Raw genomic sequence first — 14,525 nt, 5'->3', positions numbered from 1 at the left:
ATGACAGACAATCAATATACCAGACAGGCACAGGAAGCCTTGAATACGGCGAAGAAAATAGCGGAGGAGCTGCAGCATCCGTATATAGGGACAGAGCATCTTCTTCTGGGACTCAAAAAGATTTATACAGGGGTTGCCGGACAGGTTCTGGATAAGAACAAGGTCGAGGAAGAGCCGATGGCAAAAGCGATGGATATGCTGGTATCCACTCCGGCGGGAGGGACTTTTTCCAGACGGAAGCTGGAGCAGAGCCCGAGACTTGCTTACATTTTGGAAGAAAGCAGGAATGAAGCGGCGCGTTTTCATTCCAAAAAGATCGGAACCGAGCATATGCTTCTGGCCATGCTGAAAGATTCGGATTGCGTGGGTACAAGAATGCTTATGACTCTGGGAATCAATATGCAGAAATTGTTCCAGGATCTTCTGGTATCCATGGGAGTGGACCCCAAGGAATACATGCAGATGCAAAAAGAAAGTGAAGGACAGGGCGGGATGCTGGAGCAATACAGCACCGATCTGACTATGGAAGCCCGTGACGGCAGGCTGGACCCGGTGATCGGCCGACAGGACGAGATCACGCGAATCATGCAGATCCTGAGCCGCAGGACAAAGAATAACCCCTGTCTTGTAGGAGAGCCGGGAGTTGGAAAGACCGCGATCGTAGAAGGACTTGCCATGCAGATTGCAGACGGGATCGTACCGGACAGCATGAAAGATAAGAGGATACTTGTACTGGATCTTCCGGGTATGATCGCAGGTTCCAAGTACCGTGGGGAATTTGAAGAGAGAATGAAGCGGTTGATTCGTGAGGTGACATCTTCGGGGAATGTGATCTTGTTCCTCGATGAACTCCATACGATTATCGGAGCGGGCGGTGCGGAAGGCGCGATCGATGCCTCCAATATTCTGAAACCGGCGCTTGCACGGGGAGAGATGCAGCTCATCGGCGCGACCACCCTGACGGAGTACCGCAAGTATATTGAAAAAGATGCGGCGCTGGAGAGAAGATTCCAGCCTGTCACGGTGGAGGAACCGGACGAGGAGCAGTGTCTTCACATCCTCACCGGCTTAAAGCCAAAATACGAGGCACATCATAATGTAGAGGTAGAGGAGGCAGCCCTTGTGGCGGCCGTACATTTGTCATGCCGCTATATTAATGACAGATTTCTGCCGGATAAGGCGATCGATGTGCTTGATGAGAGCTGTTCCAAGGTAAAATTACGTGGTTTTAAGATTCCGGCCAATATCCAGAAGATGGAAGAGCTTTTAAAGACACTGGGAATAGAAAAGGAAGAATGTATCAAATCCGGCAATATGGAGGAGGCGTCCCTGATCCACAAGGAGCAGAAGGAGCTTCGCACCAAGCTGGAACAGGCGAAAAAGCGGTTCGATAAGCAGAATGAGAACCGCAAAGTAAATGTGACGGAAGAGGACATTGCGGAAGTAATCTCTGCATGGACCCGGATTCCGCTCAGCCGCCTGAACGAATCTGAGAGTACGCGTCTTCAGAAGCTGGAGAAGATTCTGGAGAAGCGCGTGATCGGTCAAAGTGAGGCGGTCCATGCACTTGCACGGGCTGTAAAACGTGGAAGAGTGGGTCTTAAAGACCCGTCACGTCCAATCGGTTCCTTCTTATTCCTTGGCCCCACAGGTGTGGGAAAGACCGAACTTTCCAAGGCGCTTGCGGAGGCGCTGTTTGGCAACGAGGAAGACATGATCCGTGTGGATATGTCGGAATATATGGAGAAGCACAGTGTGGCGAAGATGATCGGCTCTCCTCCGGGATATGTGGGACATGAAGAGGGAGGACAGCTCAGCGAGAAAGTGCGCCGCAATCCATATTCGGTGATCTTGTTTGATGAGATAGAGAAGGCACACCCGGATGTGTTCAATATTCTTTTGCAGGTCCTCGACGATGGACATATCACGGATTCCCAGGGAAGAAAGGTGGATTTCCGCAACACGGTGATTATTATGACGTCTAATGCGGGAGCAAAAGCGATCGTTGAGCCGAAGAAGTTAGGCTTTAACTATCAGGAAGATGCGGCGGGGGACTATAAGCGTATGAAGAGCAATGTGATGGATGAGGTGAAGCAGCTCTTCCGTCCGGAATTTTTGAATCGTATCGATGAGATCATCGTATTCCACCCACTGGGCGAAGCGGACATGAAACGGATCGTGGGACTGATGTGCGGCGAGGTAGTAAAGAGGGCAAAAGAGCAGCTTGATATCACGCTTGTCATCCGTGATTCGGTTAAAAAGCATATTGCAGAGACCGGAAGCGACAAGAAGTATGGGGCAAGACCACTCCGACGTGCAGTGCAGAGCCAGTTGGAGGATAAACTGGCAGAGGCTTTGCTGGCAGGAGAGATAAGAAGGGGACAGAAAGTGACTGCGGGAATTTCTAAAAATGAGATTCGGTTCACTGTCTCAGAGACAGAAGCATAGCTGCAAAAAGCAGGGTTGCCTGAGGCGGATTTGGAAACTATTTTCTGCAAGGTAATACTGGAAAACAAGAGGACTTTCGTTTATAATGAGATTACTATACAGACCGGGTCTGCCGGTCTGTATCCAAAAGAGAATACTTACCAGGAGGAGTACAAAGATGGCAGAGTTCAAAGAACTTATTAGAACAGGGGAGAATGGAACGATCAGCTTTGGCGATTATACTTTAGAGGCAAAGACCAAGCAGGATGGATTTGAGTTTCAGGGAGATTTATATAAAGTAAAGACGTTTAAAGAGATCACGAAGCTGGAGAAGAACGGTATGATGGTATATGAGTCCGTACCGGGAACAAACGTAGAAGATTTTAAGGTGTCGGAAGATATGGTTTCCTTCAAGGTGTCAGGTGCAGGCGATGCACAGATCACGCTGGAGATGGAGGCGGACAGCGAGTATACCGTTTATATGAATGATGTGAATGTTGGAGATATGACCACGAACTTGAGCGCAAAACTCAGCTTGAGCGCGGAGCTTTCAAATGGTGCAGCTAAGATCAGGGTCGTAAGAAAGTAAGGCAGTATAGAGAATGGCAAAAGTAAAAAAGACCACGTACTTCTGTCAGAACTGCGGGCATGAGGAATCGAAATGGCTGGGACAATGCCCCGCATGCAGGGAATGGAATACCTTTGTGGAAGAGCGGGTAACGGTATCAAGATCGGCAGCAGCCCGGGAAAGAAGCGAGACCGTTCTGGTTCCTCTGTCTAAAGTAAAGACGGAAGCTGAGGAACGGATCAGTACAAATATGGAAGAACTGGACAGGGTGCTTGGCGGCGGAATCGTTCCGGGATCTTTGATTTTGGTAGGCGGAGATCCGGGAATCGGGAAGTCGACTCTGCTTTTACAGGTGTGCAGACAGCTGGCGCAGACCGAGAGGAAAGTCCTCTACATTTCCGGAGAGGAGTCGCTTAGGCAGATTAAGCTGCGCGCACAGAGAATGGGTGATTTTACGGATCATCTGCTTCTGTTTTGCGAGACGAATCTGGAAGTGATCAAGAGTGTGATCGAAAAAGAGAGTCCGGAGACCGTGATCATTGATTCCATACAGACCATGTACAGTGAGGAGGTCGCCTCGGCGCCCGGGAGTGTCTCCCAGGTAAGGGAGGCTACCAATACGTTGATGCAGCTTGCAAAGGGCCTTTGTATTACCATATTTATTGTGGGGCATGTGACCAAAGAAGGGACGGTAGCAGGCCCCAGGGTATTGGAGCATATGGTGGATACCGTTCTGTATTTTGAGGGCGACCGGCACGCCTCCTATCGTATCCTGCGAGGCGTCAAGAATCGTTTCGGGTCAACGAATGAGATCGGAGTGTTCGAGATGCGGCAGGACGGGCTCAGGGAAGTGAAGAATCCTTCAGAGTTTATGCTTGATGGACGTCCGGAGAATGCCTCCGGTTCTGTCGTGGCGTGTTCTATGGAAGGGACACGGCCGATTTTGCTTGAGATTCAGGCTCTTGTATGTGAGAGCAATTTTGGTATGCCAAGAAGAACTGCTGCGGGAACAGATTATAATCGCGTGAATCTGCTGATGGCGGTATTGGAGAAACGAATCGGTTACCGACTCGGCAATCATGATGCTTATGTAAATATCGCGGGAGGAATGAAGATCAATGAGCCGGCGATCGATTTGGGTATTGTGATGGCGATCGTGTCCAGCTATAAGAATCGCCCGATTGATGAGAAGACAATCGTCTTTGGCGAGGTTGGTTTGAGCGGAGAAGTGCGGGCGGTGAGTATGCCCGAACAGAGAGTGGCGGAAGCGAAAAAACTTGGCTTTTCCGCCTGCATTATGCCGGCGGTTTCCCTGGAAAGTGTAAAGAATATCAAGGGGATTAAGATCATTGGGGTGAAGACCATCAATGACGCGATACAATTATTGTAATATAGCAAGAAGAATAGGACGAAAAGTTGGCGATTTAGTGTAAACTAAGAGAGGACTACAAGCTTTGAGGACAGAGTTTGTAGTTTTTCCTTATAGGAGTAGTCTGCAATTGGCAGAAGTTACGGGAATGGAGTGAAAAAATGGAAAATCGCAGGATGGATGCCATAAAACAGGAGGAATTAAAAAACAGAGCGTTCTCAAATGGAGACGGTGACAATGGGTCAGGCGAAACGGTAATCCTGTGGACCAGGCAGGTGCCGGAGGTTTGGGAAGAACTTAAAAGTACGGGGATTTATCGGGTAAAACCGGAATATATTCGGAAAAAGAATGATTCGATGGCAGAGTATTATTTGGACCTATACCGCTGGTATACGAAAGAAGCGCGAAAATATCTGGAGCTGTCGGAAGAACTGGAGTATCCGATTTGGCTGTGTGTGGATGAGGAGAATATGCTGCAGCCAACGGAAGATACGGTGATACTCAAGGTTGAGGTACCGAGGGAAAACGTAATCATCTGCAATATGGATGCGTGGGGATATCGTGTTAATTACTGGTATATCCCGCTGGAGAAGGAAGATGAAAAACGCCACCGCCTGGAATTTCAGAAGTATGGGATTGGGGAGGAAGACACTTTGATTTCCACGGATAAGGGGAATTTTTATCCGTTACTGAAAAAGAAGATTACAGATAGCTGGAGCAGAGTGTTTACGCTTCTGCCGGAGAAAAGGGAAGGATTTACCGCTACCATGTGGGAGCTGCGCAGGGAATGGATCAAGGAGGTGCGCTTTTATGGAAGTGAAGGATCATATCACATTGTGGACGTCGCAGAGCCGGCAGGTCATTGATGTGCTGGAGCGAGATGGGCATTGCCTCGTGAAAAAGGAGTATATCAGTAAAAAATATCAGGAAACAACATGGAGTTTTTCTATTGCCTACTCTTACTTTGCAAAAAGAGCCGCAGAAAAAATAGCCAGACCTGAGGGAGCAGAATCCCCCTTCTGGTTATATAGAGATCCCAAATGGGCGGTTACCGGCCCGGATGCTAAGCTGCTTAAATTTCAGATTCCGCGGGAGGAAGTGATTCTGTTCGATCTGCGGAAATGGAACCGAATTCTCAATTTGTCACCGCTTGGAGACGAAAAACGACAGAAAGAATTTGAACAGGAATTAAAGCGACAGGGAATCATGGCGTATTCCGACGTGTTTGAAAAGCCATATTATCCGCTTTTGAAAAATAGAATCATAAAAAGCTGGGACCTCCTTTTCGAGGACACCAGCCAGGAAGAACTGTACACGCAGGGCGCCGCATGGGTACTGAGAAAGGAATGGCTCTGCGGTGAACATTCCCTATAAATAGTCTTTTACATATTCCCTGGACACGCCGAACCCGATCAAAGTGCGGGACTGGTAGCGCATGGTATCGCGCATCGCCTGTTCGATGGAGGGGCGAGGGGAGCTGCCGAGGAATTTGTTGATCATTCCCTTAAAAATCATTGTATTCATAATCGAAATATCTGCTACGTCCTCTTTGCGAAGAAGCCCTCTTCGGGCAGCATCAATAAGAAGGACGTAGTCTCTTTCATAGAGGCCCCCCTGCTGAAACATGGGGAAAAACCGAAGTCCGTTTTTGGGGAGTTCCTCCGGGAAAATCTCATAGTAAAACCGCAGAGAATGGTTGTATTTGGTCTGATATTCCGGCAAAAAAAGTCTCGCATATATCTGCGGTAACCGAAAAGCATGTTGATTAAAGCATTCCCATGTCATCAAATATAATTGAATCGGATCATAGACTCCCTTGGTATATTCAGGAAGATCAAGTGCATAATCCTTTAAATGCCGCAGAGAAGTGAAAAAAAGCAGGTGATCCAGATTCTCAAAATAGTGGTAGAGCGTAGCTACATTATAGCCCGCAGCATCCGCGACTTTTCTTGCCGTAACGGCTTCCTCCCCTTCTGTGTCGATGATAGAGCGGGCAGCTTCAACAAAATAGCGTACCATTCGATTGTATTGCTGGCTGTTTCTCATAGAAGTTATCCTCCTAATCTTTGTGTATTTTAGAACAATCCATCTTTATATCCTGAAACCTTACATTGATGTAACATTTTGCTTACAATATTCCAAGTATATCATAAGATGGCGCATTATGGAAGGAAAAAATATACTGTTATTTATGTGCATTATGTATAGATAAAATAAATATGAGAATAGAATTTGTCTATATTAACCAAAAATGAGGTGAAAAATTTGGTAACTATTAAACGCGTTTATTTTTTAAACGTGTTTACTAAAAATCAAGATTATGTTAAGATATAAACAATCAGTAAAATGTAGAAAGGAGGTACCCGTAATGGGAAGTGCGGAGAGAAAAACGGGTGTAAAAAAGCATAGTTTTAAAGGAACTTAGATTCTGCAGAAAGGTGAATGAGGCTGCAGACTGAAGGACATGAATAGGAAAGTGAGGGATACGATGAATAAAAAGAAAATGAACCCGACATTTGTGATTTCTTTGATTATTGTTGCTATTATCGTAGTATGGGGGTTAGGCTTCCCGGGAAGCTTTGAGACGGTAGCAACGGTGACAAAGGGCTTTATTACAGACAATTTTAGCTGGTTCTATGCGGCGGTAATGACGGGATTTGTGGCCTTTGTAGTATGGCTGGGATTCTTCAGCAAATATAAAGACATCCGGTTAGGACCGGACGATTCAAAACCGGAGTACAGTAATATTTCATGGTTCGCGATGCTGTTCTCGGCAGGTATGGGAATCGGCCTGGTGTTCTGGGGCGTGGCAGAGCCTCTGAACTTTTACATGGCTCCGATCGGAGCGGAAGCAGGAACGCCTGCAGCAGCACAGTTTGCCATAACGAAGGCATTTCTTCACTGGGGACTGCATCCGTGGGCTAACTACGCTGTACTTGCTTTGGCACTTGCTTATATGCAGTTCAGAAAGAATAAGCCGGGACTTATCAGCTCCATCTTTATTCCTCTGATCGGCGAAGAAAGAGTCAAAGGCCCTATCGGAAAAACGATTGATATTCTCGCTATTTTCGCAACAGTTGCCGGAGTTGCCACTTCATTGGGACTTGGCGCGATGCAGATTAACAGTGGTCTGAATTTCCTGTTCGATATACCGGAGAATAATGTTGTTCTTATTATTATCGTAGTAATCGTAACGGCGATGTTCATGACATCTGCGATTACCGGTGTGGATAAAGGAATTAAGTTCCTTTCCAACGCGAATGTGGCGCTTTGCTGTCTGCTCGCACTTGCCTGCCTGATCGTAGGACCGACAAGACAGATCTTCAATACACTGATTGAAGGTATTGGCGATTACATTCAGGAGCTCCCGCATAATTCATTTGCAGTGGGTGCGTACAGCGACAGTGGCTGGTACGGTGGCTGGACTATTTTCTACTGGTCATGGTGGATTGCATGGGCACCGTTTACCGGAACATTTATCGCACGTATTTCCAAAGGACGTACAGTCAAAGAATTTATCATGGGCGTGACACTTGTACCGGCACTGGTATCCTTTGTATGGTTCGCTATTTTCGGTACACTGGGAATCAATACAGGAACAGAAGTTGCATCTGAAGCCATTCAGAATACCTCTACGGCGCTGTTCGTAGTATTAAAAGAATATCCGATGGGAGCAGCAATTTCATTGATCGTAGTTGTACTCCTTTGTACATTCTTCGTTACCTCAGCGGACTCCGCTACGTTCGTATTAGGTATGCTCAGCTCTTACGGTGATCTGAATCCGAAGACAAGCAGAAAAGTGGTTTGGGGCGTTATTCAGTCTCTTCTGGCACTGGCACTTCTTCTTGGAACAGTAAATGGTCTGGAGATGCTGCAGGCGATCTCGATTGTTGCGGCCTTGCCGTTTGCACTGGTCATGATCGGTACGATGGTAAGTACGGTCAAGGTCATGAAATCGGAAAAAAAGGGTACGCTTAAGATTCCGAAGATGAAGCAGGAGTAATCAGATAGTAGTTTAGATGAAAAGTAAGGAGGGAAATCATGAAACTGGAGATTGGAAATTTCTATGTGAATGATATTATTTTTGGAGAAGAATTATCATATAAAGACGGAGTGCTGACGATTAATAAGGATGAAGCACTTGCTTATATTCGTGAGGATGACAGAATCACAGAGGCTGAGCTTTACATAGCGAAGCCGGGAGATAAGATCCGTATGTGTCCGGTAAAAGAAGCGATCGAGCCGAGAGTACGTCCGGACGGAAGAGGTGTTTTCCCGGGATACACAGGAGATCTGGCGCCTGCAGGAGAAGGAACGGTTCACGCACTTAAGAACTGTAGTGTTCTTGTAGTAGGCAGACACTGGGGCGGATTCCAGGATGGTATCATCGACATGAGCGGTGAGGGACAGAAGTATACATATTTTGGCCAGCTCAATAATATCGTTCTTGTAGCAGACACGAACGAGGATTTTGAGAAGAGAGAGCAGCAGAAGAAGAATGATGCACTCCGCCGTGCAGGACATAAGCTGGCAGAATATATCGCTGCGTGCGTAAAAGAACTTACACCGGAAGATACGGAAGTATACGAGCTTGGTTCTATGATCAAACGTGACGAAGAGACAGAGAAACTGCCTTCAGTCGTATATGTAATGCAGCCGCAGTCACAGATGGAAGAGATGGGATACAATGACCTGGTATATGGCTGGGATATGAACCATATGGTTCCGACCGTAATGCATCCCAATGAAGTTCTGGACGGAGCTTTGGTATCAGGAAGCTTTATGCCGGTATCTTCAAAATGGTCTACCTATGATTTCCAGAACTGCCCGAATATTAAGGCGCTTTACAGAGAACATGGAAAGACAATCAATTTCCTTGGCGTAATCATGTCCAACCTGAATGTGGCGTTGGAACAGAAAGAACGTTCTGCTTTGTTCGTAGCTCAGATCGCTAAGAGCCTTGGGGCAGACGGAGCAGTTGTAGCAGAAGAAGGATACGGCAATCCGGATGCAGACTTTGTCGGATGTATCGTTGCACTTGAGGACGTAGGCGTGAAGACGGTAGGCGTTACAAATGAGTGTACCGGGCGTGACGGACAGTCACAGCCGCTCGTTACATTGGATGAGAAATGTGATGCGATCGTATCCTGTGGTAATGTTTCAGAGCTTATCGAACTTCCTCCGATGGAGACGGTACTCGGAGAACTTGAGTCATTAAAACGTGACGGCTTGTCAGGAGGATGGGCAGACGACGAGTTATTAGGACCTTCTGTAAGAGAAGACGGTTCTATTATCATGGAAAACAACTCAATGTTCTGCGGCGATCAGGTTTGTGGCTGGTCTCCGAAGACTATGAAGGAATTCTAGTGGAGGTGAAAGAGCATGAAAAAGGCTATATTATATATTAATCAGTTTTTTGGACAGATTGGTGGAGAGGATAAAGCGGATGTGGCACCGCAGATCCATGAAGGACAGGTAGGACCGGCAATGCAGTTTGCAAAAGAGCTGGACGCAGAGATTACACATACGATCATCTGTGGCGACAACTACATGGGAACGAATACGGATGCAGCTATCGCAGAGATCATAGGCATGCTGGAAGGAAAAGAGATGGATATCTTCCTGGCAGGACCGGCATTCCAGGCAGGACGTTACGGCGTAGCCTGCGGCACGATCTGTAAGGCTGTAAAAGCGAAATTCGGCGTTCCGGTAGTTACTTCTATGAATGTAGAGAATCCGGGCGTAGAGATGTTCAAGAAAGATATGTATATCCTGAAGGGCGGAAATATTGCCGCAAAGATGAGAGAAGACGTAAAAGCAATGGTAGCCGTTGCGAATAAGCTCTTAAATGGCGAAGAAGTAGGCAGCGCTGACGAGGAAGGCTATTTCGCAAGAGGTATCCGCCGTCAGACATGGCTGGCAGACGGTACTCCGGCATCCGAGCGTATGATCGATATGCTGATCAAGAAGCTGAATGGACAGCCGTTTGAGACAGAGCTCCCGATTCCGAAGATGGACCGTGTTCCGATCGCTCCGGCAATTAAGGATCTGAAGAAGGCGAGAATCGCACTGTTAACGACCGGAGGAATCGTTCCGGTTGATAATCCGGACAGAATTCAGTCCGCGTCAGCTACACGCTGGGGACGTTACGACATTTCCAACACAGACGCATTAAAAGGCGGAGAATACAAGACGATTCATGCTGGATTTGACCCGGCGGCAGCGGATGCGAATCCAAATGTTATCACTCCGGTAGATGCACTGAAAGTATTGGAAAAAGAAGGATTCTATGGAAGCCTTCATCCGTATTTCTACAGTACTGTTGGTACCGGTACAACACAGGCAGAGGCACAGAGAATGGCACAGGAGATTATTCCATATCTCAAGGAAGACAACGTAGATGGCGTTATCATGGTTTCTACATGAGGTACCTGTACACGTTGCGGTGCAACGATGGTAAAAGAAGTTGAAAAAGCAGGTTTCCCGATTGTTCAGATGTGTAACCTGATTCCTGTTGCAAAGACGGTTGGTTCAAACAGAATCGTTCCGACAATTTCCATTCCGTATCCGCTTGGCGATCCGGGAACATCAAAAGAAGATCAGTGGAAATTGCGTTATCACAGAACCAAGGTTGCTCTTGAGAGCCTTGCAACAGATATTGAGGAACAGACGGTATTCCGTGTATAGAATTGTAGGAGCTGGTAAGCTGGGAAAAGCTGCAGGTATCTTGGGGGAAACTATTATTTAGAATGGAACTTATGGGGGCAGGAATCGGCAGGTTTGTCGGTTCCTGCCACCTCAAATGAGAAAGGAGCAGACAGTATGTCAATCTTAAATGGAAAAAAAGTCGTGATCATTGGCGATCGTGACGGAATTCCGGGACCGGCTATTGCAGAATGCGTGCAGACGGCGGGCGGAGAGATTGTATTTTCTTCGACGGAATGCTTCGTCTGAACGAGCGCAGGCGCGATGGATCTTGAGAATCAGAAAAGGGTAAAGGAATTTGCTGAGGAGTACGGCCCGGAGAACGTAGTCGTTATCGTGGGCGCGGCAGAAGGTGAAGCTGCAGGTCTTGCGGCAGAAACCGTAACAGCAGGTGACCCGACATTCGCAGGTCCATTGACAGGAGTCCAGCTTGGACTTACGGTATATCACGCATGCGAACCGGAACTTAAGGCAGAGTTCGACGAAGATGTTTATGATGAGCAGATCAGTATGATGGAACTGGTGCTGGATATCGATGACATCGTAAGCGAAATGTCAGCAATCCGTGAGGAATATTGCAAATATTTATAATAGATGCATGATATATAATGAAGAACAGATAGCATTAAAAGGCGTAAAACTCCATATTTCTACCAAATTTGCTTTTTATCATATAAAGGGGACGATGTCCGTTTTGTATGATAAAAGGTATATTGTGTGATTAGGCACGGTAATGGTTGTTATTTTGAGGCTTTAAGAGTAGTTATGTGGAGAGCCTTTTAATGCGTTGTTTTTATGCGCGGAAATATTGGAGGTATTGCGGCTATCGATAATGCGAAGATGTCAGAATTGTGCGAATTGTCTGAAATAAATAAAAAGAAAAAACAATATTGACAATTGGAAGATAAGGTGATATTATAAGTTTTGCTGAGCGGGAAACACCCAAAAGTGATCCAGGCAAGGCAATCAATCATTTGATACATATTAAGATTCAGCGATTGTCGAGACAGAGGTCAGGGACGGCATGCAGTGACAAAATGCTGGAAAATAAATGAAAAAAGTGGTTGACACACGTCGAAAGATGTGGTAATCTAAATAAGCTGTCGCAAAGAGAGATGCAAACGCTGATCAAAAGCGACAAACAAAAAGAATAAAAAAGTGTTGACAAGCACGAAGGAATGTGATAAGCTATAATGGCTGTCGCGAGGAACGGCAGTCAGCACGAAGAACTTTGATAATTAAATAATAGACAACAACCCTGAAAATTCTTTAAAGAGATTTTCAAGAACGTTGAATCGACAAGATTCGAAACCTAAGAACAGTAAACAGGAACAGAATTGCCAAGCGATTCTGGACTGGATACAAACACTTTTAACGAGAGTTTGATCCTGGCTCAGGATGAACGCTGGCGGCGTGCCTAACACATGCAAGTCGAACGAAGCACTTAAGACGGATTCTTCGGAAGAAGCCTTTTGTGACTGAGTGGCGGACGGGTGAGTAACGCGTGGGTAACCTGCCTCATACAGGGGGATAACAGTTAGAAATGACTGCTAATACCGCATAAGACCACGGAGCCGCATGGCTCAGTGGGAAAAACTCCGGTGGTATGAGATGGACCCGCGTCTGATTAGCTTGTTGGCGGGGTAACGGCCCACCAAGGCGACGATCAGTAGCCGGCCTGAGAGGGTGAACGGCCACATTGGGACTGAGACACGGCCCAAACTCCTACGGGAGGCAGCAGTGGGGAATATTGCACAATGGGGGAAACCCTGATGCAGCGACGCCGCGTGAGCGAAGAAGTATTTCGGTATGTAAAGCTCTATCAGCAGGGAAGAAAATGACGGTACCTGACTAAGAAGCACCGGCTAAATACGTGCCAGCAGCCGCGGTAATACGTATGGTGCAAGCGTTATCCGGATTTACTGGGTGTAAAGGGAGCGTAGACGGCTGTGTAAGTCTGAAGTGAAAGGCGGGGGCTCAACTCCCGGACTGCTTTGGAAACTATACAGCTAGAGTGTCGGAGAGGCAAGTGGAATTCCCAGTGTAGCGGTGAAATGCGTAGATATTGGGAGGAACACCAGTGGCGAAGGCGGCTTGCTGGACGATGACTGACGTTGAGGCTCGAAAGCGTGGGGAGCAAACAGGATTAGATACCCTGGTAGTCCACGCCGTAAACGATGACTACTAGGTGTCGGGTAGCAGAGCTATTCGGTGCCGCAGCCAACGCAATAAGTAGTCCACCTGGGGAGTACGTTCGCAAGAATGAAACTCAAAGGAATTGACGGGGACCCGCACAAGCGGTGGAGCATGTGGTTTAATTCGAAGCAACGCGAAGAACCTTACCTGGTCTTGACATCCCGGTGCCGGCAGAGTAATGTCTGCTTTCCTTCGGGACACTGGAGACAGGTGGTGCATGGTTGTCGTCAGCTCGTGTCGTGAGATGTTGGGTTAAGTCCCGCAACGAGCGCAACCCTTATCTTTAGTAGCCAGCGGTAAGGCCGGGCACTCTAGAGAGACTGCCAGGGATAACCTGGAGGAAGGTGGGGATGACGTCAAATCATCATGCCCCTTATGACCAGGGCTACACACGTGCTACAATGGCGTAAACAAAGGGAAGCGAAGCCGCGAGGCCAAGCAAATCTCAAAAATAACGTCTCAGTTCGGATTGTAGTCTGCAACTCGACTACATGAAGCTGGAATCGCTAGTAATCGCGAATCAGCATGTCGCGGTGAATACGTTCCCGGGTCTTGTACACACCGCCCGTCACACCATGGGAGTTGGTAACGCCCGAAGTCAGTGACCCAACCATAAAGGAGGGAGCTGCCGAAGGTGGGACCGATAACTGGGGTGAAGTCGTAACAAGGTAGCCGTATCGGAAGGTGCGGCTGGATCACCTCCTTTCTAAGGAAGAAGAAGTAGGGAGAGTTGTTGTCTGTTATTTAGTCATCAAGGAGTGAGTGCGCAGATTAGCTGGCAGGGGTGCGACGAAAGCTTGCTTTCAGGAGCGCACATGGCAGCTAAGATGCATAAGAAGGATTGAATCTAGCGAAATGGAGCGGAGCGGAATTGAGCTAGATGAGAGCCGGCACTCACGGTGTTGATTGACGGAATATATCTGGTGGCGATGCGCTTAGGGGCAACACCCGTTCCCATCCCGAACACGATGGTTAAGACCTAAGCGGCCGATGGTACTGCACTGGAGACGGTGTGGGAGAGCAGGTGGCCGCCAGATTTCAAAAAAAAGTCAGCTGGTTTTACCAGTGATTAAAGAGTAAAACAAAGAGTTTTGTTCTTTAATGACTGATAAAGATTTCAGTCACACATGTACCTTGAAAACTGCATACAAAGATAAATCAATTCTCAAATAAAAGAGAAAGACATCCGAGGTGATTGTTGTTCTTAAGGATAACAATTAACTGACACTTCGAGACAACGAAGTAAAAAAACGAACCTGA

10 protein-coding genes and 2 rRNA genes are annotated in these 14,525 nt (G+C 47.2%); 11 read left to right on the top strand and 1 reads right to left on the bottom strand.

The genetic code is table 11. The features are described from left to right. The 5 genes from ABXS75_16140 (at nucleotide 1) to ABXS75_16120 (ending at nucleotide 5,738) form a co-directional block, all read left to right on the top strand. Nucleotides 1-2,448: an ATP-dependent Clp protease ATP-binding subunit gene (locus ABXS75_16140; GenBank protein ID XCP84563.1), complete on the top strand. Its 2,448-nt coding sequence runs from the start codon at nucleotides 1-3 to the stop codon at nucleotides 2,446-2,448. Between the two features lie 157 nt (nucleotides 2,449-2,605). Beyond that, entirely contained in the window at nucleotides 2,606-3,016 is a 411-nt protein-coding gene (locus ABXS75_16135; GenBank protein ID XCP84562.1) for an endosialidase, read from the top strand. A 13-nt stretch (nucleotides 3,017-3,029) separates the two neighbouring features. Then, nucleotides 3,030-4,385 (top strand): DNA repair protein RadA, encoded by a 1,356-nt coding sequence (radA, locus tag ABXS75_16130; protein ID XCP84561.1) that lies wholly within the window; start codon nucleotides 3,030-3,032, stop codon nucleotides 4,383-4,385. A gap of 140 nt (nucleotides 4,386-4,525) precedes the next feature. Beyond that, on the top strand, nucleotides 4,526-5,230 hold the full coding sequence (locus ABXS75_16125; GenBank protein ID XCP84560.1) for a DUF3841 domain-containing protein: 705 nt from the start codon (nucleotides 4,526-4,528) through the stop codon (nucleotides 5,228-5,230). Beyond that, nucleotides 5,175-5,738, top strand: a complete 564-nt coding sequence (locus tag ABXS75_16120) for a DUF3841 domain-containing protein (protein XCP84559.1) — start codon at nucleotides 5,175-5,177, stop codon at nucleotides 5,736-5,738. The genes ABXS75_16125 and ABXS75_16120 overlap by 56 nt, the downstream gene beginning before the upstream one ends. Here the strand turns inward: ABXS75_16120 and ABXS75_16115 are convergent. Continuing rightward, nucleotides 5,733-6,410, bottom strand: a complete 678-nt coding sequence (locus ABXS75_16115; protein XCP84558.1) for a helix-turn-helix domain-containing protein — start codon at nucleotides 6,408-6,410, stop codon at nucleotides 5,733-5,735. The two genes, ABXS75_16120 and ABXS75_16115, sit on opposite strands and share 6 nt — an antisense overlap. A 442-nt stretch (nucleotides 6,411-6,852) precedes the next feature. Between ABXS75_16115 and ABXS75_16110 the strand changes: the two genes are divergently transcribed. From ABXS75_16110 to rrf, 6 genes are all read left to right on the top strand, one after another. Further along, the gene (locus ABXS75_16110; GenBank protein ID XCP84557.1) at nucleotides 6,853-8,367 is read left to right on the top strand and encodes a BCCT family transporter; all 1,515 of its coding nucleotides are present in this window, start codon (nucleotides 6,853-6,855) and stop codon (nucleotides 8,365-8,367) included. Between the two features lie 38 nt (nucleotides 8,368-8,405). Then, complete coding sequence (locus ABXS75_16105; protein XCP84556.1) at nucleotides 8,406-9,731, top strand: glycine/sarcosine/betaine reductase component B subunit; 1,326 nt, start codon at nucleotides 8,406-8,408, stop codon at nucleotides 9,729-9,731. Nucleotides 9,732-9,746: 15 nt separating this feature from the next. Continuing rightward, nucleotides 9,747-11,051 carry a betaine reductase selenoprotein B gene (gene grdH / locus ABXS75_16100; protein XCP84555.1) on the top strand — a complete coding sequence of 435 codons (1,305 nt, stop codon included), beginning with the start codon at nucleotides 9,747-9,749 and terminating at the stop codon, nucleotides 11,049-11,051. Between the two features lie 135 nt (nucleotides 11,052-11,186). Beyond that, nucleotides 11,187-11,660 (top strand): glycine/sarcosine/betaine reductase complex selenoprotein A, encoded by a 474-nt coding sequence (grdA, locus tag ABXS75_16095; GenBank protein XCP84554.1) that lies wholly within the window; start codon nucleotides 11,187-11,189, stop codon nucleotides 11,658-11,660. Nucleotides 11,661-12,439: 779 nt separating this feature from the next. Then, nucleotides 12,440-13,971 (top strand): 16S ribosomal RNA (locus tag ABXS75_16090). A gap of 213 nt (nucleotides 13,972-14,184) precedes the next feature. Further along, a 5S ribosomal RNA gene (gene rrf, locus ABXS75_16085) occupies nucleotides 14,185-14,302 on the top strand. Nucleotides 14,303-14,525: the final 223 nt, after the last annotated feature.

The organism is Roseburia hominis, assembly GCA_040702975.1.
Taxonomy (GTDB): Bacteria; Bacillota; Clostridia; order Lachnospirales; family Lachnospiraceae; genus Allocoprococcus; species Allocoprococcus hominis_A.
Note: the sequence above shows the minus strand (reverse complement) of the source record. Positions and strands in the feature narration are given on the sequence as shown.